The sequence below is a fragment of the Streptomyces sp. NPDC018947 genome, from assembly GCF_044390505.1.
Classification (GTDB): domain Bacteria; phylum Actinomycetota; class Actinomycetes; order Streptomycetales; family Streptomycetaceae; genus Streptomyces.
The window spans coordinates 190,218-205,821 of record NZ_JBIRZD010000013.1; the positions used below are offsets into that span (position 1 = coordinate 190,218).

Annotated in this window: 21 protein-coding genes, 2 tRNA genes and 1 other RNA gene; 6 read left to right on the top strand and 18 right to left on the bottom strand. The window is 73.6% G+C overall.

What is annotated here, in order from left to right; translation table 11 throughout:
* Window positions 1–10: 10 nt before the first annotated feature.
* Entirely contained in the window at window positions 11–511 is a 501-nt protein-coding gene (locus tag ACH499_RS24490) for a MarR family transcriptional regulator (RefSeq protein ID WP_356199112.1), read from the bottom strand.
* A gap of 206 nt (window positions 512–717) precedes the next feature.
* Here ACH499_RS24490 and ACH499_RS24495 point away from each other — a divergent pair, with 206 nt between their 5' ends.
* Window positions 718–918: a hypothetical protein gene (locus ACH499_RS24495; RefSeq protein ID WP_356199113.1), complete on the top strand. Its 201-nt coding sequence runs from the start codon at window positions 718–720 to the stop codon at window positions 916–918.
* An 88-nt stretch (window positions 919–1,006) separates the two neighbouring features.
* Here ACH499_RS24495 and ACH499_RS24500 read toward each other — a convergent pair whose 3' ends face one another.
* The 8 genes from ACH499_RS24500 to ACH499_RS24535 all read right to left on the bottom strand — a co-directional run bounded on the left by ACH499_RS24500 (window position 1,007) and on the right by ACH499_RS24535 (window position 5,672).
* On the bottom strand, window positions 1,007–1,933 hold the full coding sequence (locus ACH499_RS24500) for an RNA polymerase sigma factor SigF (protein ID WP_356199115.1): 927 nt from the start codon (window positions 1,931–1,933) through the stop codon (window positions 1,007–1,009).
* A 291-nt stretch (window positions 1,934–2,224) separates the two neighbouring features.
* Window positions 2,225–3,136 (bottom strand): RNA polymerase sigma factor SigF, encoded by a 912-nt coding sequence (locus ACH499_RS24505; protein ID WP_356199116.1) that lies wholly within the window; start codon window positions 3,134–3,136, stop codon window positions 2,225–2,227.
* Window positions 3,137–3,276: 140 nt separating this feature from the next.
* Complete coding sequence (locus tag ACH499_RS24510; protein ID WP_356199118.1) at window positions 3,277–3,570, bottom strand: Dabb family protein; 294 nt, start codon at window positions 3,568–3,570, stop codon at window positions 3,277–3,279.
* A complete protein-coding gene (locus ACH499_RS24515; RefSeq protein ID WP_077801305.1) occupies window positions 3,570–3,746 on the bottom strand; it encodes a hypothetical protein in 177 nt (58 codons plus the stop codon). The genes ACH499_RS24510 and ACH499_RS24515 overlap by 1 nt, the downstream gene beginning before the upstream one ends.
* Window positions 3,747–3,904: 158 nt before the next feature.
* A tRNA-Ser gene (locus ACH499_RS24520) sits at window positions 3,905–3,989 on the bottom strand.
* 65 nt (window positions 3,990–4,054) lie between these two features.
* Window positions 4,055–4,489 (bottom strand): tRNA adenosine(34) deaminase TadA, encoded by a 435-nt coding sequence (gene tadA, locus ACH499_RS24525; RefSeq protein ID WP_356199119.1) that lies wholly within the window; start codon window positions 4,487–4,489, stop codon window positions 4,055–4,057.
* A 92-nt stretch (window positions 4,490–4,581) separates the two neighbouring features.
* Entirely contained in the window at window positions 4,582–5,124 is a 543-nt protein-coding gene (locus tag ACH499_RS24530) for a hypothetical protein (RefSeq protein WP_356199195.1), read from the bottom strand.
* A 311-nt stretch (window positions 5,125–5,435) separates the two neighbouring features.
* Complete coding sequence (locus ACH499_RS24535) at window positions 5,436–5,672, bottom strand: hypothetical protein (protein WP_356199120.1); 237 nt, start codon at window positions 5,670–5,672, stop codon at window positions 5,436–5,438.
* 140 nt (window positions 5,673–5,812) lie between these two features.
* On the opposite strand from ACH499_RS24535, the gene upp reads away from it, so the two are divergent.
* Complete coding sequence (upp, locus tag ACH499_RS24540) at window positions 5,813–6,448, top strand: uracil phosphoribosyltransferase (RefSeq protein WP_356199122.1); 636 nt, start codon at window positions 5,813–5,815, stop codon at window positions 6,446–6,448.
* A 27-nt stretch (window positions 6,449–6,475) separates the two neighbouring features.
* Here upp and ACH499_RS24545 read toward each other — a convergent pair whose 3' ends face one another.
* From ACH499_RS24545 to ACH499_RS24575, 7 genes are all read right to left on the bottom strand, one after another.
* Entirely contained in the window at window positions 6,476–7,099 is a 624-nt protein-coding gene (locus tag ACH499_RS24545) for a LytR C-terminal domain-containing protein (protein WP_356199196.1), read from the bottom strand.
* A 159-nt stretch (window positions 7,100–7,258) separates the two neighbouring features.
* The gene (locus tag ACH499_RS24550; protein ID WP_003999914.1) at window positions 7,259–7,555 is read right to left on the bottom strand and encodes a type II toxin-antitoxin system VapB family antitoxin; all 297 of its coding nucleotides are present in this window, start codon (window positions 7,553–7,555) and stop codon (window positions 7,259–7,261) included.
* 154 nt (window positions 7,556–7,709) lie between these two features.
* Complete coding sequence (locus tag ACH499_RS24555) at window positions 7,710–7,847, bottom strand: hypothetical protein (protein WP_356199123.1); 138 nt, start codon at window positions 7,845–7,847, stop codon at window positions 7,710–7,712.
* Window positions 7,848–7,904: 57 nt separating this feature from the next.
* Window positions 7,905–8,279, bottom strand: coding sequence for a hypothetical protein (locus ACH499_RS24560; RefSeq protein ID WP_399018349.1), 375 nt, complete (start codon window positions 8,277–8,279; stop codon window positions 7,905–7,907).
* 88 nt (window positions 8,280–8,367) lie between these two features.
* Window positions 8,368–9,063 (bottom strand): HdeD family acid-resistance protein, encoded by a 696-nt coding sequence (locus ACH499_RS24565; protein ID WP_356199127.1) that lies wholly within the window; start codon window positions 9,061–9,063, stop codon window positions 8,368–8,370.
* Window positions 9,064–9,137: 74 nt separating this feature from the next.
* Window positions 9,138–9,740: an HhH-GPD-type base excision DNA repair protein gene (locus tag ACH499_RS24570; RefSeq protein WP_356199129.1), complete on the bottom strand. Its 603-nt coding sequence runs from the start codon at window positions 9,738–9,740 to the stop codon at window positions 9,138–9,140.
* Between the two features lie 24 nt (window positions 9,741–9,764).
* Window positions 9,765–10,487 (bottom strand): siderophore-interacting protein, encoded by a 723-nt coding sequence (locus ACH499_RS24575; RefSeq protein ID WP_356199131.1) that lies wholly within the window; start codon window positions 10,485–10,487, stop codon window positions 9,765–9,767.
* Between the two features lie 81 nt (window positions 10,488–10,568).
* Between ACH499_RS24575 and ACH499_RS24580 the strand changes: the two genes are divergently transcribed.
* A complete protein-coding gene (locus ACH499_RS24580; RefSeq protein ID WP_399018352.1) occupies window positions 10,569–12,638 on the top strand; it encodes a penicillin acylase family protein in 2,070 nt (689 codons plus the stop codon).
* Complete coding sequence (locus ACH499_RS24585; protein WP_356199135.1) at window positions 12,631–13,251, top strand: GNAT family N-acetyltransferase; 621 nt, start codon at window positions 12,631–12,633, stop codon at window positions 13,249–13,251. The genes ACH499_RS24580 and ACH499_RS24585 overlap by 8 nt, the downstream gene beginning before the upstream one ends.
* A 296-nt stretch (window positions 13,252–13,547) precedes the next feature.
* Here ACH499_RS24585 and ACH499_RS24590 read toward each other — a convergent pair whose 3' ends face one another.
* Window positions 13,548–14,414, bottom strand: a complete 867-nt coding sequence (locus ACH499_RS24590; protein ID WP_399018354.1) for a LysR family transcriptional regulator — start codon at window positions 14,412–14,414, stop codon at window positions 13,548–13,550.
* A gap of 169 nt (window positions 14,415–14,583) precedes the next feature.
* Between ACH499_RS24590 and ACH499_RS24595 the strand changes: the two genes are divergently transcribed.
* Complete coding sequence (locus ACH499_RS24595; protein WP_399018356.1) at window positions 14,584–15,183, top strand: short chain dehydrogenase; 600 nt, start codon at window positions 14,584–14,586, stop codon at window positions 15,181–15,183.
* Window positions 15,184–15,301: 118 nt separating this feature from the next.
* Here ACH499_RS24595 and ACH499_RS24600 read toward each other — a convergent pair.
* Window positions 15,302–15,389 (bottom strand) — tRNA-Ser (locus ACH499_RS24600).
* A 71-nt stretch (window positions 15,390–15,460) separates the two neighbouring features.
* Here ACH499_RS24600 and ffs point away from each other — a divergent pair.
* Window positions 15,461–15,559, top strand: an RNA gene (gene ffs, locus ACH499_RS24605) — signal recognition particle sRNA small type.
* Window positions 15,560–15,604: the final 45 nt, after the last annotated feature.

Below are 15,604 nucleotides of genomic sequence, written 5' to 3' on the forward strand. Positions count from 1 at the left end.
CTTCCTTTGCTTACGTGGTGATCGCGGGTGTACGGGTGGTCTGTGCGACCGCGGGTGGTGCGGCGGGCCGGGCGTGTGCGGCCCGGCAGTCGTCGAAGCTCGCCCTGAGCCTGGTCATGAGCCGGGTGAGCTGGCCGACCTCCTCGTCGGTCCAGTCGCTCAGGCGGTGGGCCAGGAGCTGGGTCGTCCGTTCGGACAGGTCGTCCAGCACGTCCTGGCCGGCGGGCGTCAGGCGCAGGATGCGCGAGCGCTTGTCCGCCGGGTCCGGTGAGCGTTCGATCCAGCCCCGTTCGGCTATGTGGGCGACATGGCGGCTGGTCACCGACATGTCGACGGCGAGCAGCTCGGCGAGCTTGCTCATGCGCATGTCGCCGTGACGGCCGAGCAGCGTCAGTACGGCCGCGGAGCCCCCGGGGCAGTCGGCCGGCAGGATCCGGCCCAGCTCGCGCTTCACGGCGCCGAAGGCGCTGAACTGGCGGATCAGCTCCTCGTACTGCGCCTTCTCGGCCATGCGCACCTCCCGCATTTGTTGCTTAGGGCAACGATAGGAGCGGTTGGTTGCTACAGGCAAACAAAACCGGGGCCCCCGGGACAAAAAGTTGGCAAAGGCAAGTATTGCGATAGTAAACGCCCAGGTGAAGGCCGGTGACCAGGGGCAACGTCTCTGGGCGGCCCCGCACTTGGGCCGTCCCCGTGGATTCGCTAGGGTCTCGGGCCATGGCGAACAACCAGGGCCCCCAGGGCAATTACGACCCCGCAGGCAGCACCCAGATGTTCCGCGCGTTCGTCGACGAGGGCGCCCCCCAGTCCCGGCAGGCGGACCCCGTGGCCTCCTCGGGACCCCGTATCGGCCTGATCGTCGGCATCGTGGCCGCCGTGGTGATCGTCGCGGCCGTGGCCTGGCTGGCGCTGAAGTAGGACCGGACACCGGCACCCCTGTACGACACGACCGCCGCGGCACCCTGCGAGGGGCCGCGGCGGTCGCCGTGCTGTCGTGGGGGCGGGCTCAGTCCGAGATCAGGCCGTCGCGGAGCTGCGACAGGGTGCGGGTGAGCAGCCGGGAGACGTGCATCTGCGAGATGCCGACCTCCTCGCCGATCTGCGACTGGGTCATGTTGGCGAAGAAGCGCAGCATGATGATCCGCCGCTCCCGGGGCGGCAGCTTGGCCAGCAGCGGCTTGAGGGACTCGCGGTACTCCACGCCCTCCAGCGCCGTGTCCTCGTAGCCGAGGCGGTCCGCCAGCGAGCCCTCGCCGCCGTCGTCCTCCGGGGCGGGGGAGTCCAGCGAGGAGGCGGTGTAGGCGTTGCCGACCGCGAGGCCGTCGACGACGTCCTCCTCGGAGACGCCCAGCACGGCGGCCAGTTCCCCGACCGTCGGGGAGCGGTCCAGCTTCTGGGAGAGCTCGTCGCTGGCCTTCGTCAGGGCGAGGCGCAGCTCCTGGAGCCGGCGCGGGACGCGCACCGACCACGAGGTGTCCCGGAAGAACCGCTTGATCTCGCCCACGACCGTCGGCATGGCGAAGGTCGGGAACTCCACGCCCCGCTCGCAGTCGAAGCGGTCGATCGCCTTGATCAGGCCGATGGTGCCGACCTGGACGATGTCCTCCATCGGCTCGTTGCGGGAGCGGAAGCGCGCGGCGGCGTAGCGCACCAGCGGGAGGTTGAGCTCGATCAGGGTGTCCCGGACGTAGGCGCGCTCCGGGCTGTCCTCGTCGAGGGCGGCGAGCCGCAGGAACAGGGAGCGGGACAGGGTGCGGGTGTCGATGTTCGCCGAGTCGGCCGGCGCCGGGGCTTCGGCCTCCGGAAGGGCCTGAGCCGGCACGGCGTCGAGGGTCGGGACGTCATCGATGGGGCCGAGCGCCTGGAGAGCGTCGGACGCGGTCTCGCTCTCCGCGAGCGCGAGCACCTTCGAGCTGCCCTGGTCTGCGGACATGCCACCCCCTTTGGGTCGCGGGACGGTCGCGGCGCACGCCCCCACGGTGGGAACGCAGCCTTCACCTGAATACCGGAGCCGGAGCTCCGGCAAACGCGCTTCCGGCAGAATGTCACATGTCGGCAACGCGCTGTAGTGACATGTCGACATCCTAAACGCGAAAACCCCCTGCCGAGAGGGGGTCTGACGGGCCGTCGGCCCGAATCCGGCGCTACGGCCCTGGTGGACGATTCGCTCTCACCGGTGATGCCCCGGTCATGCTTTCGATTGCGTGCTGGGTTGTTTTTCAGACTACGCGTCGATCCGGTTGGCGGACCGCAGCCGCTGGAAACTGCGCGCCAGCAGCCGCGACACGTGCATCTGGGAGACGCCGAGCTCCGCGCTGATCTGCGACTGGGTCAGATTGCTGTAGTAACGCAGCAGCAGGATGCGCTGCTCCCGTTCCGGGAGCTGGACCAGCAGATGGCGGACGAGGTCGCGGTGCTCGACCCCGTCCAGCGCGGGGTCCTCGTAGCCGAGCCGGTCGAGCAGCCCGGGCAGCCCGTCGCCCTCCTGGGCGGCCTCCAACGAGGTGGCGTGGTACGACCGCCCCGCCTCGATGCAGGAGAGCACCTCGTCCTCGCCGATGCGCAGCCGCTCGGCGATCTCGGCGGTGGTCGGGGAGCGCCCGAAGGCGGTCGTCAGGTCCTCCGTCGCGCTGTTGACCTGCACCCACAGCTCGTGCAGCCGGCGCGGTACGTGCACGGTGCGGACGTTGTCGCGGAAGTAGCGCTTGATCTCGCCGACCACCGTCGGCATGGCGAAGGTCGGGAACTGTACGCCGCGGTCCGGGTCGAAGCGGTCGATGGCGTTGATGAGCCCGATGGTGCCGACCTGGACGACGTCCTCCATCGGCTCGTTGCGGGAGCGGAAGCGCGCGGCGGCGTAGCGCACCAGCGGGAGGTTGGCCTCGATGAGCGCCGCGCGCACCCGGTCGTGCTCCGGCGTACCGGGCTCGAGTTGCTTCAGCTCGCCGAAGAGCACCTGGGTCAGGGCCCGGGTGTCGGCGCCCCGGCTGCGCGGCGGTGCGGCGTCCCGCGCGGCCGGCTCCTGGTCCTGCGCGGGCGGTGCGGGCGGTGCTTGAGGCGCAGTACTGGCCGGCACGGTCAACTCCACCTCGTGATCCGTCAACTCATCAGTCAACTCTCCGTCAAAAGCGGTCATAGCATCACAAGACATGTGCACTGTGTGCAAGCACCGCATAACGCCGTGTTGAGGGTATTGCGGACACGTGAGGCGTCAGGGCGCCCAGGCACGCGCCAGCCCCCCGCCGTTCCCGGCGAGGGGCTGGGGTGCGCGGTGCCTCAGAACTCGTAGTCGGCGATCACCCAGGTGGCGAACTCCCGCCACAGCGCGACGCCCGCCTGGTGCGCCGGGTGTTCCAGGTAGCGGCGCAGGGCGGCGGCGTCGTCCACGGCCGAGTTGATCGCGAAGTCGTAGGCGATGGGGCGGTCGCTGATGTTCCAGGCGCACTCCCAGAAACGCAGGTCCTCGATCTGGCCGCCGAGGGCCCGGAAGGCCTCGACGCCCTTCACGACGCGCGGGTCGTCACGCTCGACGCCCTCGTTGAGCTTGAACAGCACCAGGTGACGAATCATCACTTTCCTCCGTTGGCGGCCCAGGTCATGAAGTCACCGACGGCTCCCGCGGCGTCCGAGATGCCCTGGAACCCGATCTGGACATAGTCTGCGGCCTTGGCCGGGTCCGTGATGATCACGTACAGCACGAAGACCACGAGCACGTAGACGGCGATCTTCTTCGCGTTCACCGCCACCGCGGCCTCCCCCTGGGACTTCCTCGGACTCTGCGCTACCGGCGGTGAGTGTAGCCGTCCGCTCCCGTGTGCGATCAATGCCTCGTGCCGGTGACCGGCGGCGGGGCCGTCCCGGAAAAGGCGAAGGGCCCGGTCCGATGGACCGGGCCCTTCTTCGGCGGTAGCGGAGGGATTTGAACCCTCGGTGACTTGCGCCACACTCGCTTTCGAGGCGAGCTCCTTCGGCCGCTCGGACACGCTACCGAGAGAGACCTTACAGCACAGTGCGGCGTGGACCGAAATCGGTATCCGGCCCCCGGCGGGCGGGGTCAGCGGTCGCGGAAGAAGTCCGTGAGCAGCCGGGCGCAGTCCTCGGCGAGCACGCCCTCGATCACCTCGGGCCGGTGGTTGAGCCGCCGGTCGCGGACGACGTCCCACAGGGAGCCGGCCGCGCCCGCCTTGTCGTCGCGGGCGCCGTAGACGACGCGGTCCACCCGGGACTGCACCAGCGCGCCCGCGCACATCGTGCAGGGCTCCAGGGTGACCACCAGCGTGCAGCCGGTCAGCCGCCACCGGTCGCCGAGCCGCGCGGCGGCCCGGCGGATCGCCAGGACCTCCGCGTGGGCCGTCGGGTCGCCGGTGGCCTCGCGTTCGTTGTGCCCGGCCGCCAGCACGGTGCTGCCGTCCGGGGCCAGCACGACGGCGCCGACGGGGACGTCCCCGCCCTCCGCCGCGTGCGCGGCCTCGGCCAGAGCGAGCCGCATGGCGGGCCGCCACGGGTCGCGCACCGGGTCCGCCGGTCCGGCCTGCGGGCCCGGCGGCACCCGGCCGGCCGGGCCCTTCTCGATCGGAGCGGTCAGCGGACCGTCTCCAGCACCTCGGAGGCGCCGAGCGCCTCGGCGATCTCGCCGACCGCGTCCCCGGACATCGAACGCAGCTCCTTCTCGCTCACGCCGAGATCCTCCAGGACCTCGGCGTCGCCGACCGGGCCGTGCGGCACGGAGGAATCGCCGGAGCCGGCCTCCGCGTCGCCGCCGTCGGCATCGTCGTCGTCGGGCTCACCGTCCTCGGTGCCGTCGAGGTCGAGGGCGTCGAGGTCGGTGCCGTCGTCACCGGGCTCCCGGCCGAGCAGCTCGTCGGTGAGCAGGATCTCCCCGTAGCTGCTGCGGGCGGCCGCGGCGGCGTCGGAGACGTAGATGCGCGGATCCTCCTCGCCGTCCACGCGGACGACTCCGAACCACGCGTCCTCCTGCTCGATCAGCACGAGCACCGTGTCCTCGTCGGGAGAGGCTTCCCGGGCCAGGTCGGCCAGATCCGACAGGGTCTCCACATCGTCGAGCTCCGTGTCGCTCGCTTCCCACCCGTCTTCGGTGCGCGCGAGCAGTGCGGCGAAGTACACCGTGACTCTCCCACTGGTCATAGGCGTGCCGGTTGGGGATCCCCCCGGCGGATGTTGCGGTGGGGCAAGCGGTGCTCCGAGCCCCACCCACTCGGAATCGTGGCAGAAACAAGGCTTTCGGGGGACGTCTTCGGCGCCCTGTGTCCGGCCGTTTTGATCGCGGTTCCGGGCGCGGGTGTCCGTGCCGGATCCGGCGGCGCAGTCCTTGCCGCCACTCGCGGATCGTACGCGGCTTTGCCCCGTGCCCGCGCACACCCGTTCCCGTGCCGTCGGCGCGGCGCGGGATCTTCCCCCGACGGGCGCTGGGCGGGCTACCAGCGGAAGGTGCGCATGCGCATCGCGTGGCGCAGCCGGGCGGCCTTGGCGCGGCGCGGCTGGACGCGGTCCCGCAGCTCCCGGGCCTCCGCCAGGTCGCGCAGGAACTGCGCCCGGCGTCGTCGGCGCTCGGCCTCCGTGTCCGCTCCCGTGCGGCGCTCCGCGTCCGCGCCGCGCCGCGTCCCCGGCTCCTCGCCCGGGGACGCGGCCTCGTGAAGGTCCCGGTCAGGCACAGTCTCACCACCCCGCGTCGGTGCCTCCCACCTTCCCCCGGCCGGGCGGTTTGACTCCAGCGGGCGGGTGAAGGGCCTGCCGGGCGGGCTTGCCCGCCCGCGAGACGCCCGGCCGACGGGGCCCGGCTACTGTGGGGGACATGCGTCTCCACGTCGTCGACCACCCCCTGGTCGCCCACAAGCTCACCACGCTGCGCGACCAGCGCACCGACTCCGCGACCTTCCGCCGTCTCGCCGACGAGCTGGTCACCCTGCTCGCCTACGAGGCCACGCGCGACGTGCGCACCGAGCAGGTCGACATCCAGACGCCGGTCACGCAGACCACCGGCGTCAAGCTCTCCCACCCGCGCCCGCTGGTGGTGCCGATCCTGCGCGCGGGCCTCGGCATGCTCGACGGCATGGTCCGGCTGCTGCCGACCGCCGAGGTGGGCTTCCTCGGCATGATCCGCAACGAGGAGACGCTCCAGGCCTCCACGTACGCGACGCGGATGCCGGAGGACCTCTCCGGGCGTCAGGTGTACGTCCTGGACCCGATGCTGGCCACCGGCGGCACGCTGGTCGCCTCCATCCAGGAGCTGATCAAGCGCGGTGCCGACGACGTGACGGCCGTGGTGCTGCTGGCGGCCCCCGAGGGCGTCGAGCTGATGGAGCGCGAGCTGGCCGGCACCCCGGTCACCGTCGTGACGGCGTCGGTCGACGAGCGCCTCAACGACCAGGGCTACATCGTGCCGGGCCTCGGCGACGCGGGCGACCGGATGTACGGGGCGGCGGAGTAGGCGTCCGCCGCTCGTCCCCGCGGCCGCTCAGCAGCCCTTCTTGTCCGCGGCGGAGGCCGGCTGCGGCGCGGACAGCCGTGTCAGCGCCGCGTCGGCGGCCGCCCGCTGCTGCAGTCCCTTGAAGCCGTCGCCGATGATCAGGTCGACGACGGCGCCCTTGCGGGCCGCGTCGGTGCGGCGCTCGGCGGCGGGGAGCTGGGTGCCGAGCACGGGCAGCGAGGTCTTCAGGGCGGCGGCCGGGCCGAGCAGCACGCCGGAGCCGGCGACCTTCTTGTCGTACTTTTCGGACGCGTTGCCCACCTCACCGATGCGGAAGCCGCGCTTCTTCAGCTCGTCGGCGGTCTGCTGGGCGAGGCCGCTGCGGGTGGTGGCGTTCAGGACGTTGACGGTGACCTGCCCCGGCTTCGGCACGGGCACGGCGGCCGGCGAGGCGGAGGCGCCCGCCTTCGCGGTGGGTCGGCAGTCCGTCGCCGAACCGGCCGCCGATGCCTTGTCGCCGCCGGTGAAGACGTCGACGAGCTGGAGCGTGCCCCAGCCGAGCACCCCGAGGACGGTGGCGCAGGCGACGGCGACGAGCGCGAGCCTGCCGCGTCGCCGGGCCGGTCGCATCCGCGGGTACCTGTCCCCCGTGATCTTGTACTGGCCGCCCATACCAGGGGGAGTGAGCATGCTCATGGGCGCAGCGTAGTGCGCCGGGGCGGCGATGCCTATTAGATGATCAGTCGGTGTTCCGCAGTTCGGTGGAATGCAACCCGAATGGGGCAATCCGCGAGCGCGCGGGGGCCGGTGCGGGGGCCGCCGGGGGCCCGGTCAGTCCAGTTCGAGGACGCGTGCGTGCAGCACCTGGCGCTGCTGGAGCGCCGCGCGGACCGCGCGGTGGAGGCCGTCCTCCAGATACAGGTCGCCCTGCCACTTCACGACGTGCGCGAAGAGGTCCCCGTAGAACGTGGAGTCCTCGGCGAGGAGCGTTTCCAGGTCGAGCTGGCCCTTGGTCGTCACGAGCTGATCGAGGCGGACCGGGCGCGGCGCGACGTCCGCCCACTGCCGGGTGCTCTCCCGGCCGTGGTCGGGGTACGGCCGGCCGTTTCCGATGCGCTTGAAGATCACACGGAAAGCCTACCGGCCCCGGCGTCGGTGGCGCAGCCATGGCGGCGCGGTGCGGTTTCGGAAAAGACGCCGTAAACAAGGGCAAACGGGAAGAGGGTCCCGGTGGGGCGGCCGTGCGGGCGCCCCACCGGGACCGGCGGCCGGGGTTCCCCGGTCAGTCCCGCCGCTCTTCGCCCGCGGGCAGCGGCCGTTGGCGCGTCGTGTCCGGCGCGGGGCCGGGCCGGGCGGGGGTGCGGCGGGCGGCCTCCGCGCGCAGCAGGGCGCGCAGGACGGCGTAGGGGTCGTGGGGCATGGCTGTGCTCCTGTTCCGTGTTCCGTGGGGGCTGCGGGACCGGTGCGGCCGGACCGGTCAGCAGCGCAGGACCACGGAGCGCGTGCCGCGGGGGGTGTGCGGCGGAGCGTGCGGTGCGCGACGCCCGTCGGTACGGGCGCGCAGGGCGCGCGGGGCGCGGGCGGGCAGGTTCGTCCGGCGCGGCGGGGCGCAGCGCCGGTCGGCGCGCGCCGGTGCGCGCTGGGCAGAGTCGAGGTGGTCGTACTCGGCGGGCGTGCCGCCGGGGCCGCTCTCGGCGGCGGCCACCGCGGACGGCGTCGCCGGGATCCCGGCCTGCGCGTGGGCGCACGGCACGAGCAGGGCGAGCAGCAGGACCAGCGCCCGCGCCCACCCGCGGCGGCGTCCGGCGCGCCGGGCGCGGTCCGCGGCGGCGGAGTGGGGTGCGGGGCTCACGTCAGATGCTGTCCCCGCCCGGCGCACGCCGTCCCGCACGCCGGGGCGAGATCCGCCCGCTCGGCGTAGGAGCGGGCGCGGGCGCCGGTCACACGGTGTGCGGGAGCTGCCGGGCGCGGGCGCGGATGCCCAGGGACGTGACGATCTCGACCACGCCGACGACCACCAGCCACCAGCCGCCGATGACGGTGAGGACGGTGACCGACTCGACCGGCGAGTCGATCAGGACGATGCCGGCGACGGCGGTGACGACGCCGAGGAAGACGTGCCAGCCGCGTGCGGGCATCGCCGGGTCGTGGGCGGCGGCCACGGTCTGCGTGATGCCGCGGAACAGCCAGCCGATGCCGATCCACAGCCCGAGCAGCAGCACCGACTGCAGCGGGCCGCGGAAGCAGAACAGTCCCAGCAGGATCGACACCGCGCCGCTGACGAAGGCGAGGACGCGCAGCGAGGTCCTGCTGTGCGTGCCGAACGCCGACGCGAGCTGGAGGACGCCGCTGATGACGAGGTAGAGGCCGAACAGCACACCGGCGACGGCCACGGTCGCGTCCGGCCAGACCAGTACCAGCACGCCGAGCACCAGGGAGGCGATGCCGGTGAACAGTACCGCCTGCCAGGCGGCGCGGGCCAGCAGGTGCAGCGGCCCCTCGACGGGCGGCTCGGGTTCGTACCGGCCGCCGCCCGGTGCGGGGCCGGGGGAGGAGGGTGCGGCGGCGCGCCGGGCGTGCACACCGCGGTCGTCGTACTCCGGGCCCCTCGGGGCGCCGCTCGGTGGCTCGGTCATGGTCCATGCTGGGGACGCCCGCGCCCGGTCCGCCACCCGGGGCGGTCCGCCCGGCGGACGTCGGGCGCCCCCGCTCACTTCCCGGCCGTCTTCGCGGCCTTGGCCGCCTTGGCCGCCGCCTTCATCTCCTGCTTGTGCGCGCGGACCTTGGTCAGCGACTCGGGGCCGGTGATGTCGGCGACCGAGCGGTACGACTTGGGCTCGCCGTAGTCGCCCGCCGCCTCGCGCCAGCCCTCGGGCCGCACGCCGAGCTGCTTGCCCAGCAGGGCGAGGAAGATCTGCGCCTTCTGCCGGCCGAACCCCGGCAGCTCCTGGAGCCGCTTCAGCAGCTCCTTGCCGGTGCCGACGCCCCGCCAGACGGCCTCGGCGTCACCGTCGTAGGTCTCGACGAGGTACCGGCAGAGCTGCTGGATGCGGCCCGCCATGGAGCCGGGGTAGCGGTGCACGGCGGGCTTCTCGGAGAGCAGGGCCGCGAACGCCTCGGGGTCGTACGCGGCGATGTCGTGGGCGTCCAGGTCCTCCGCGTTCATGCGCCGGGCGATGGTCGACGGGCCCTTGAACGCCCACTCCATGGGGACTTGCTGGTCCAGCAGCATGCCGACCAGGGCGGCGAGGGGACTGCGGCCGAGGAGTTCGTCGGCCTCGGGGTCCTGGGCGAGGTGAAGAGTGACGTCCATGCCCCGATGATCGCGCGTGCCGGCTCAGGTCGCGCGCCAGTACCCCAGGGCGTTCACCCGCTGCTTGGCCAGGGCCAGGTCCTTGCGGACGTAGGAGGACAGCGTCCGGGTCGTCGCCGTGTCGCAGGCGATCCAGACGTACGGGTCCGGGGTGGCGCGCAGCAGTCCGGGCAGGGCCTGCCTCACCTCGGCGACCAGGTGGGCGCCCGCGTCGCGGCGCGGGACCGCGCGCAGCTCGTGCCGGGCCGGGTCGGTGCGCAGGGGCAGGCCCTCGGTGCCGCCCTCGAACCAGATGGTCGCCGGGACCGTGTCCAGGGCGTCGAGGAGGGAGTTGAGGGCCGGCAGGGACGCCGCGTCGGCCACGGCGAACAGCCGCGAGGGCGCCGGGTCGGGGTGCTGGAAGCCGGTGCCCTGGACGGTCGCCTCGATGGTGTCGCCGGGCTCGGCGGCCCGCGCCCAGTCGCTGGCGCACCCCTCGTGCAGGGCGAACTCCATGCCGAAGGTGCCGGTCGCCGGATCCGGGTCGACCAGCGTGTACGCCCGCTGGTGCGGCTTGCCCGCGTTCTCGAACCACAGCCGCACCCACATCGTGGGGTGGACGCCGGCCGCCGCCAGCAGCCCGCCGTCGGACAGGCGCAGCCGCCGGTAGTGCGGGGTGACGTCCTCGGCGTCCGTCACGGTCAGCGTGAAGTCCTTCGCACGCATCAGTTTGAGGACCGCGCCCTCCCAGCCCCGCCCCTGCCCCATCGCTTCCTCACCCTTCGCGTACGATTCCGCCACGAGTACGACTTAGGTGAGCCTAACCTAAAGGGAAGTAGGGGCACAGGGGTGAGCGCAGAGATCTACCGCGACGCCTGGGGAATCCCGCACCTGCGTGCGGACGGCGTGCGCGAACTCGCCCGCGCCCAGGGCCGCGTGACCGCCCGGGACCGGGGCTGGCAACTGGAGGTCGAGCGGCACCGCGCGCAGGGGACCTCGGCGTCCTTCCTCGGCGCCGAGGCCCTGCCCTGGGACCGCTTCGCCCGCCGGGCCCTGCTCGCCGACACCGCCCGCCGCTGCTTCACGGCACTGGAGGAGGGGGACCCGGAGACGGCCGCCTGGGTACGGGCGTACGTCGACGGCGTCAACGAGTCGCTCGAGGGGGACGCCCCCGCCCCCGAGTTCGCGCGGGCCGGCCTCGCCCCCGGCCGCTGGGAGCCCTGGACGCCGCTCGCCGTCTGGCTCAGCACCCACATCCTCTTCGCGGGGTTCCCCGCCAAGCTCTGGCGCGAGCACGTCGCCGGGCACCTCGGCCCGGACGCCGTCGCCCTGTTCGCCACCGACGGCCCCGGCACCGCCGGCAGCAACGGCTGGCTGGTGAGCGGGGAGCGGACGACGACCGGGCGGGCGGTCATCGCCGGCGACCCGCACCGCTTCATCGAGGATCCCGGCGTCTACCAGCAGATCCACCTGTCCTGCCCGGAGTTCGACGTGGTCGGCCTCGCCGTCCCCGGGGTCCCCGGCATCGCCCACTTCGGCCACACCGGCACGGTCGCCTGGGCCATCACCAACGCCATGGCCGACTACCAGGACCTGTACCGCGAACGGCTGCGCCGCACCGGCGCCGGCGTCGAGGCGCTCGGCCCGGACGGCGTCTGGCGCCGGGCCGCCCGGCACACGGAGCGGATCCGGGTGGCGGGGGAGGAGACGGTCGAGGTCGAGGTCGTCGAGACCGACCGCGGCCCGGTGATCGCCGGCGGGCCCGAGGGCCTGGACGACGGCACCCCCGTCGCCCTCAGCCTGCGCTACCCGCCCCGCGTCACCGGCGACCTCGGCTTCGGCGCCCTGCTGCCGCTGCTGCGGGCCCGCCGGGTCGCCGACGTGGACCGCGCCCTGGACGCCTGGGCCGAGCCGGTCAACGTCGTGCAGGCCGCCGACACCGAGGGCGGGCTGCTGCACCGGGTCGCGGGCCGGGTGCCGGTGCGCGCGGCCGCCAACGGCGTACGCCTGGTGCCCGCCTGGGAGCCCGGGCACGAGTGGCGGGGCTGGCACGAGACGCCCCGCGCGGGCCTCACCGACGGCGTCGCCGTGATGGCCAACCAGCGCGGACCGGCCGCCCCCCTCGGTGTCGAGTTCGCCCCGCCGCACCGCGCCGAGCGCATCGCCGCCCTGCTCGCCGGGAAGGACCACTGGTCGGTCGCCGACATGCCCGCCGTCCACATGGACACCCACCTCGCCTCCGCAGGACCGCTCCTTGACCGCCTGGCGGAGCTCGACGCCCTCACCCCCCGGGCGGCCGCCCTGCGCGACCGCCTCCTCGCCTGGGACCGGCACATGGACGCCGCCAGCACGGACGCGGCGGCGTACGCGGCCGTCCGCGGCGCGCTCGTACGGCGCCTGGCGGCCCACCCGGCCCTCGCCCCGGCCGCCGTGCCGCCCGCCTACCCGGAGATCTTCCTGCCCTGGCTCGCGCTCGCGCCGCGCGTCGCCTACGCCCTCGAACACCTGCTGCGGGCCGAGGACCTGTACGGCGTCGACCGCGCCGAGGCCGTCCGCGCGGCCCTGGAGGAGGTGGCCGCGGGGGACCCGCCCGGCACCTGGGGCGACACGCACCGCCTCGCGCCCTGGCGGGCGTTGCCGGACGCGGCCGCGCGGGAACCCGGCCTGTCCGGCGACCACGACTGCGTGCTGTGCACCTCCGCCGTCCCCGGCCTCACCGACCGCGCCGCGCGCGGCCCGGCCGCCCGGTACGTCTGGGACCTGGCCGACCGGCAGGACAGCCTCTGGGTGGTCCCGCACGGCGCCTCGGGCGTCCCCGGCTCCCCCCACCACCACGACCAGCTCCCCCTGTGGCTCGCGGGGGAACTCGCCCCGGTGGTCACCGACTTCGACCGGCTCACGAAGGAGACCGATGTCTGACCCGAACCCGACCCCCTACGCGTCCCGCGCCGCCGTCCACGAGCAGGTGCTCGACGGTTTCGGCACCGTCCGCGTCCTGCCCCTCGACGCCGCCGCGGACGCCGCGCTCCTCCACTCCTGGGTGAGCGAGGAGCGGGCCGCCTTCTGGGGCATGAACGGCCTGACCCGCGATCAGGTCGAGGGCGTCTACGCCCACATGGCCACCCTCGACACCCACCACGCCTTCCTGATGGTGAAGGACGGCGAGCCGGTCGCGCTGCTCCAGACCTACGAGCCGGAGGCCGACCGGGTGAGCGAGTGCTACGACGTCGAGCCCGGGGACATCGGCGTCCACCTGCTGCTCGCCCCCGCCGGCACCCGGGGCGCCCGGCCCGGCTGGACCGCCGCGCTGTCCCGGGTCGTCGTGGAGTACGTCCTGGCGGGCCTCGGCCGGACGCGGATCGTGGTCGACCCGGACGTGCGCAACGACAAGGCGATCGCCCGCTTCGTCAAGCAGGGCTTCACCGCGGGACCGGCCGTGGTCCTGCCCGAGGTCGACCTGCCGGAGGTGTACCTGCCGGAAAAGCGGGCCCAACTGGCCTTCCTGCGCCGGGAGACGGCCTTCCCCGGCTGACCGCACCGGCCCGCCGCCGGTCCAGTGAGCGGGACGGCGTCCGCGTCCGTCACCACGGTCCCCTTCGCCGTGGGGGCCTCCGGCGCGCGGGGCACGGTCCAGATCACTCCGGACCCGGGCCGCCCGGCGACGACACGGTCCAGGCCGTCGTCTTCGGCCCCGGCGGCGGCCTGGCCGCCGTGCCCGAGCCGCGGCTCACCTTCACCCTCCCCGTCAGCGGCGTCGGGTGGACCGGGTGAGCGCGCCGAGACGGAACAGGGTCCTGGCCCGAGCCGGGGGCGGGGACGGGGTGGCCCTCAGCCGCTGACCACCTCCCGGACCGCCGCGAGGAACTCCTCCGTACGCGGGTGCGTGGGGTGGGCCGGGCGGGCCAGGTAGACGGTGGCGGCGGGGGCGTCGGTGACCGGTACGAAGCGCACCCCGGGATGGCCGTGGCTCTCCGCCGTGCCCGCCGCGCCGAGCCCGAAGGCGCCGCCGGCGGCGATGAGGTTCAGCCACTCGTCCACGTTGCCCACCTCGACCGTCCGCTCCGGGCGCTGCTCCGGCGGCCACAGGCCGGGCGAGGCGGTGCCCGTGTCCGGCCACAGGGCCAGCGGGAGATCCGGTCGCGCCGTGAGCTCGGCCAGCCGCACCTCGTCCCGGTCGGCGAGCGGGTGGTCGTCGGGCAGGGCGGCGATCCGGTCCTCCGTGTAGAGGGCCTCGCTGCGGATGAGCGGATCGGCGGGCGCGGTCCGCAGCACCGCCACATCGGTGTCGCCGGTGGCCAGACCCGCGGTGCTGTTGTCCTGCCGGACCACGTCGAGCGGGACGTCGGGGTGCGCGCGCCGCCAGGAGCGGAGCAGGGGGACGGTCTGCCGGCCCAGTACCGCGCAGGTGTAACCGACGCGCAGCGGACGGCAGACGGCACGGGTGTCGGCGAGGGCCGCGTCCAGGTGGGCGAGGATCGCCCGCCCGTGTCCGAGCAGCGTCGTCCCCGCCGGGGTGAGGGCGAGGTGGCGGGAGGAGCGGTCCACCAGCCCGACCCCGACGCGCGACTCCAGTTGCGCCAGGGTGCGGGAGAGGGCCGGCTGCGTCATGTGCAGCCGGGACGCCGCCGCCGTGATGGTGCCCGCGTCGGCCACCGCGTGCAGGGCCCTGAGATGGCGCAGCTCCACATCATCCATGCCTGTGGAGCATAGACGCTGCGCAGACGGCATTTCCGGGATCCGGGCGACGCTCCGTAGCGTCAAAGACGCCGACCGGCTCCGGTGGTCCTGAGGACTCACCGGGCAGCGGCATGGTTCTTTCGGTTTCTGCTTTCGGCTCGCGGTGGCGGGCCGGGGACGGTGGGTCATGAGGATTCTTCTGGTCGGCGCGGGCGGCACACTCGGCGGCGCGGTGCGCGAGGCGCTCACGGAACGCGGGCACAAGGTGATCGGCGTGGGCCGCTCGGGCGGCGATCTCGTGGCCGACGTCACCGACCCCGAGGCGGTGGCCCGGCTCTACGAGGAGGCCGGCGCGCTGGACGCGGTGGCCGTCGCGGCGGGCGACGCCGTGTTCAAGCCGCTGGGCGAGCTGACCGCCGACGACTTCACGACGACGTTCCGGGGCAAGGCGCTGAGCCAGTTCGAGCTGGTCCGCCAGGGTGCCCGGCACGTGGCCCCGAACGGCTCGTTCACGCTGGTCAGCGGGATCATCGCGGAGCAGCCGATCGTGGCGGGGGCGGCCGCGTCCGCGGCGAACGGCGCGGTGGAGGCCTTCGTGCGGGCCGCCGCGATCGAACTCCCGCCGCAGCGGATCAACGCGGTGAGCCCGACGGTGGCCGAGGAGTCCCTCCCCGCCTACGGGCCCTTCTTCCCCGGCATGGAGACGGTCCCGGCGGCCAGGGTGGCGACGGCGTACGTCCGCTCGATCGAGGGCGCGCAGACGGGGCAGGTCTACCGGGTCTGGTAGCCCCGGCCGACGCCTCTGTGGCACACGACACGTACGGCGACGCCTCCGAGGGGACCCGACAACGTCGAAGGGCCCCCTGTTTCCAGGGGGCCCTTCGACATCGTGCCCGGTGAGGCACTGGCGGAGGATACGAGATTCGAACTCGTGAGGGGTTGCCCCCAACACGCTTTCCAAGCGTGCGCCCTAGGCCTCTAGGCGAATCCTCCGCGGCAAACATTACATGACGTCGGAGAGTGCTTGCGAACTCGTTCCCGGCCCTCGGATCAGGTAGCCTGTGCGCAGCCCCTCACGCGGCGCTATCTGACTGAACTCCCCCAGGGCCGGAAGGCAGCAAGGGTAGGTCGGCTCTGGCGGGTGCGTGGGGGGCGCTTGCGTTCCGCGGGGCGGACCGGTTGTCGGTGGCCGCCTATAACCTCGTATG

Coding starts and splice junctions, on each gene's coding strand:
- ACH499_RS24490 (WP_356199112.1), bottom strand. CDS start 511: ATGGCCGAGAAGGCGCAGTACGAGGAGCTGATCCGCCAGTTCAGCGCC.
- ACH499_RS24495 (WP_356199113.1), top strand. CDS start 718: ATGGCGAACAACCAGGGCCCCCAGGGCAATTACGACCCCGCAGGCAGC.
- ACH499_RS24500 (WP_356199115.1), bottom strand. CDS start 1,933: ATGTCCGCAGACCAGGGCAGCTCGAAGGTGCTCGCGCTCGCGGAGAGC.
- ACH499_RS24505 (WP_356199116.1), bottom strand. CDS start 3,136: ATGACCGCTTTTGACGGAGAGTTGACTGATGAGTTGACGGATCACGAG.
- ACH499_RS24510 (WP_356199118.1), bottom strand. CDS start 3,570: ATGATTCGTCACCTGGTGCTGTTCAAGCTCAACGAGGGCGTCGAGCGT.
- tadA (WP_356199119.1), bottom strand. CDS start 4,489: ATGCGGCTCGCTCTGGCCGAGGCCGCGCACGCGGCGGAGGGCGGGGAC.
- upp (WP_356199122.1), top strand. CDS start 5,813: ATGCGTCTCCACGTCGTCGACCACCCCCTGGTCGCCCACAAGCTCACC.
- ACH499_RS24545 (WP_356199196.1), bottom strand. CDS start 7,099: ATGGGCGGCCAGTACAAGATCACGGGGGACAGGTACCCGCGGATGCGA.
- ACH499_RS24555 (WP_356199123.1), bottom strand. CDS start 7,847: ATGCCCCACGACCCCTACGCCGTCCTGCGCGCCCTGCTGCGCGCGGAG.
- ACH499_RS24565 (WP_356199127.1), bottom strand. CDS start 9,063: ATGACCGAGCCACCGAGCGGCGCCCCGAGGGGCCCGGAGTACGACGAC.
- ACH499_RS24570 (WP_356199129.1), bottom strand. CDS start 9,740: ATGGACGTCACTCTTCACCTCGCCCAGGACCCCGAGGCCGACGAACTC.
- ACH499_RS24575 (WP_356199131.1), bottom strand. CDS start 10,487: ATGGGGCAGGGGCGGGGCTGGGAGGGCGCGGTCCTCAAACTGATGCGT.
- ACH499_RS24585 (WP_356199135.1), top strand. CDS start 12,631: ATGTCTGACCCGAACCCGACCCCCTACGCGTCCCGCGCCGCCGTCCAC.
- ACH499_RS24590 (WP_399018354.1), bottom strand. CDS start 14,414: ATGGATGATGTGGAGCTGCGCCATCTCAGGGCCCTGCACGCGGTGGCC.
- ACH499_RS24595 (WP_399018356.1), top strand. CDS start 14,584: ATGAGGATTCTTCTGGTCGGCGCGGGCGGCACACTCGGCGGCGCGGTG.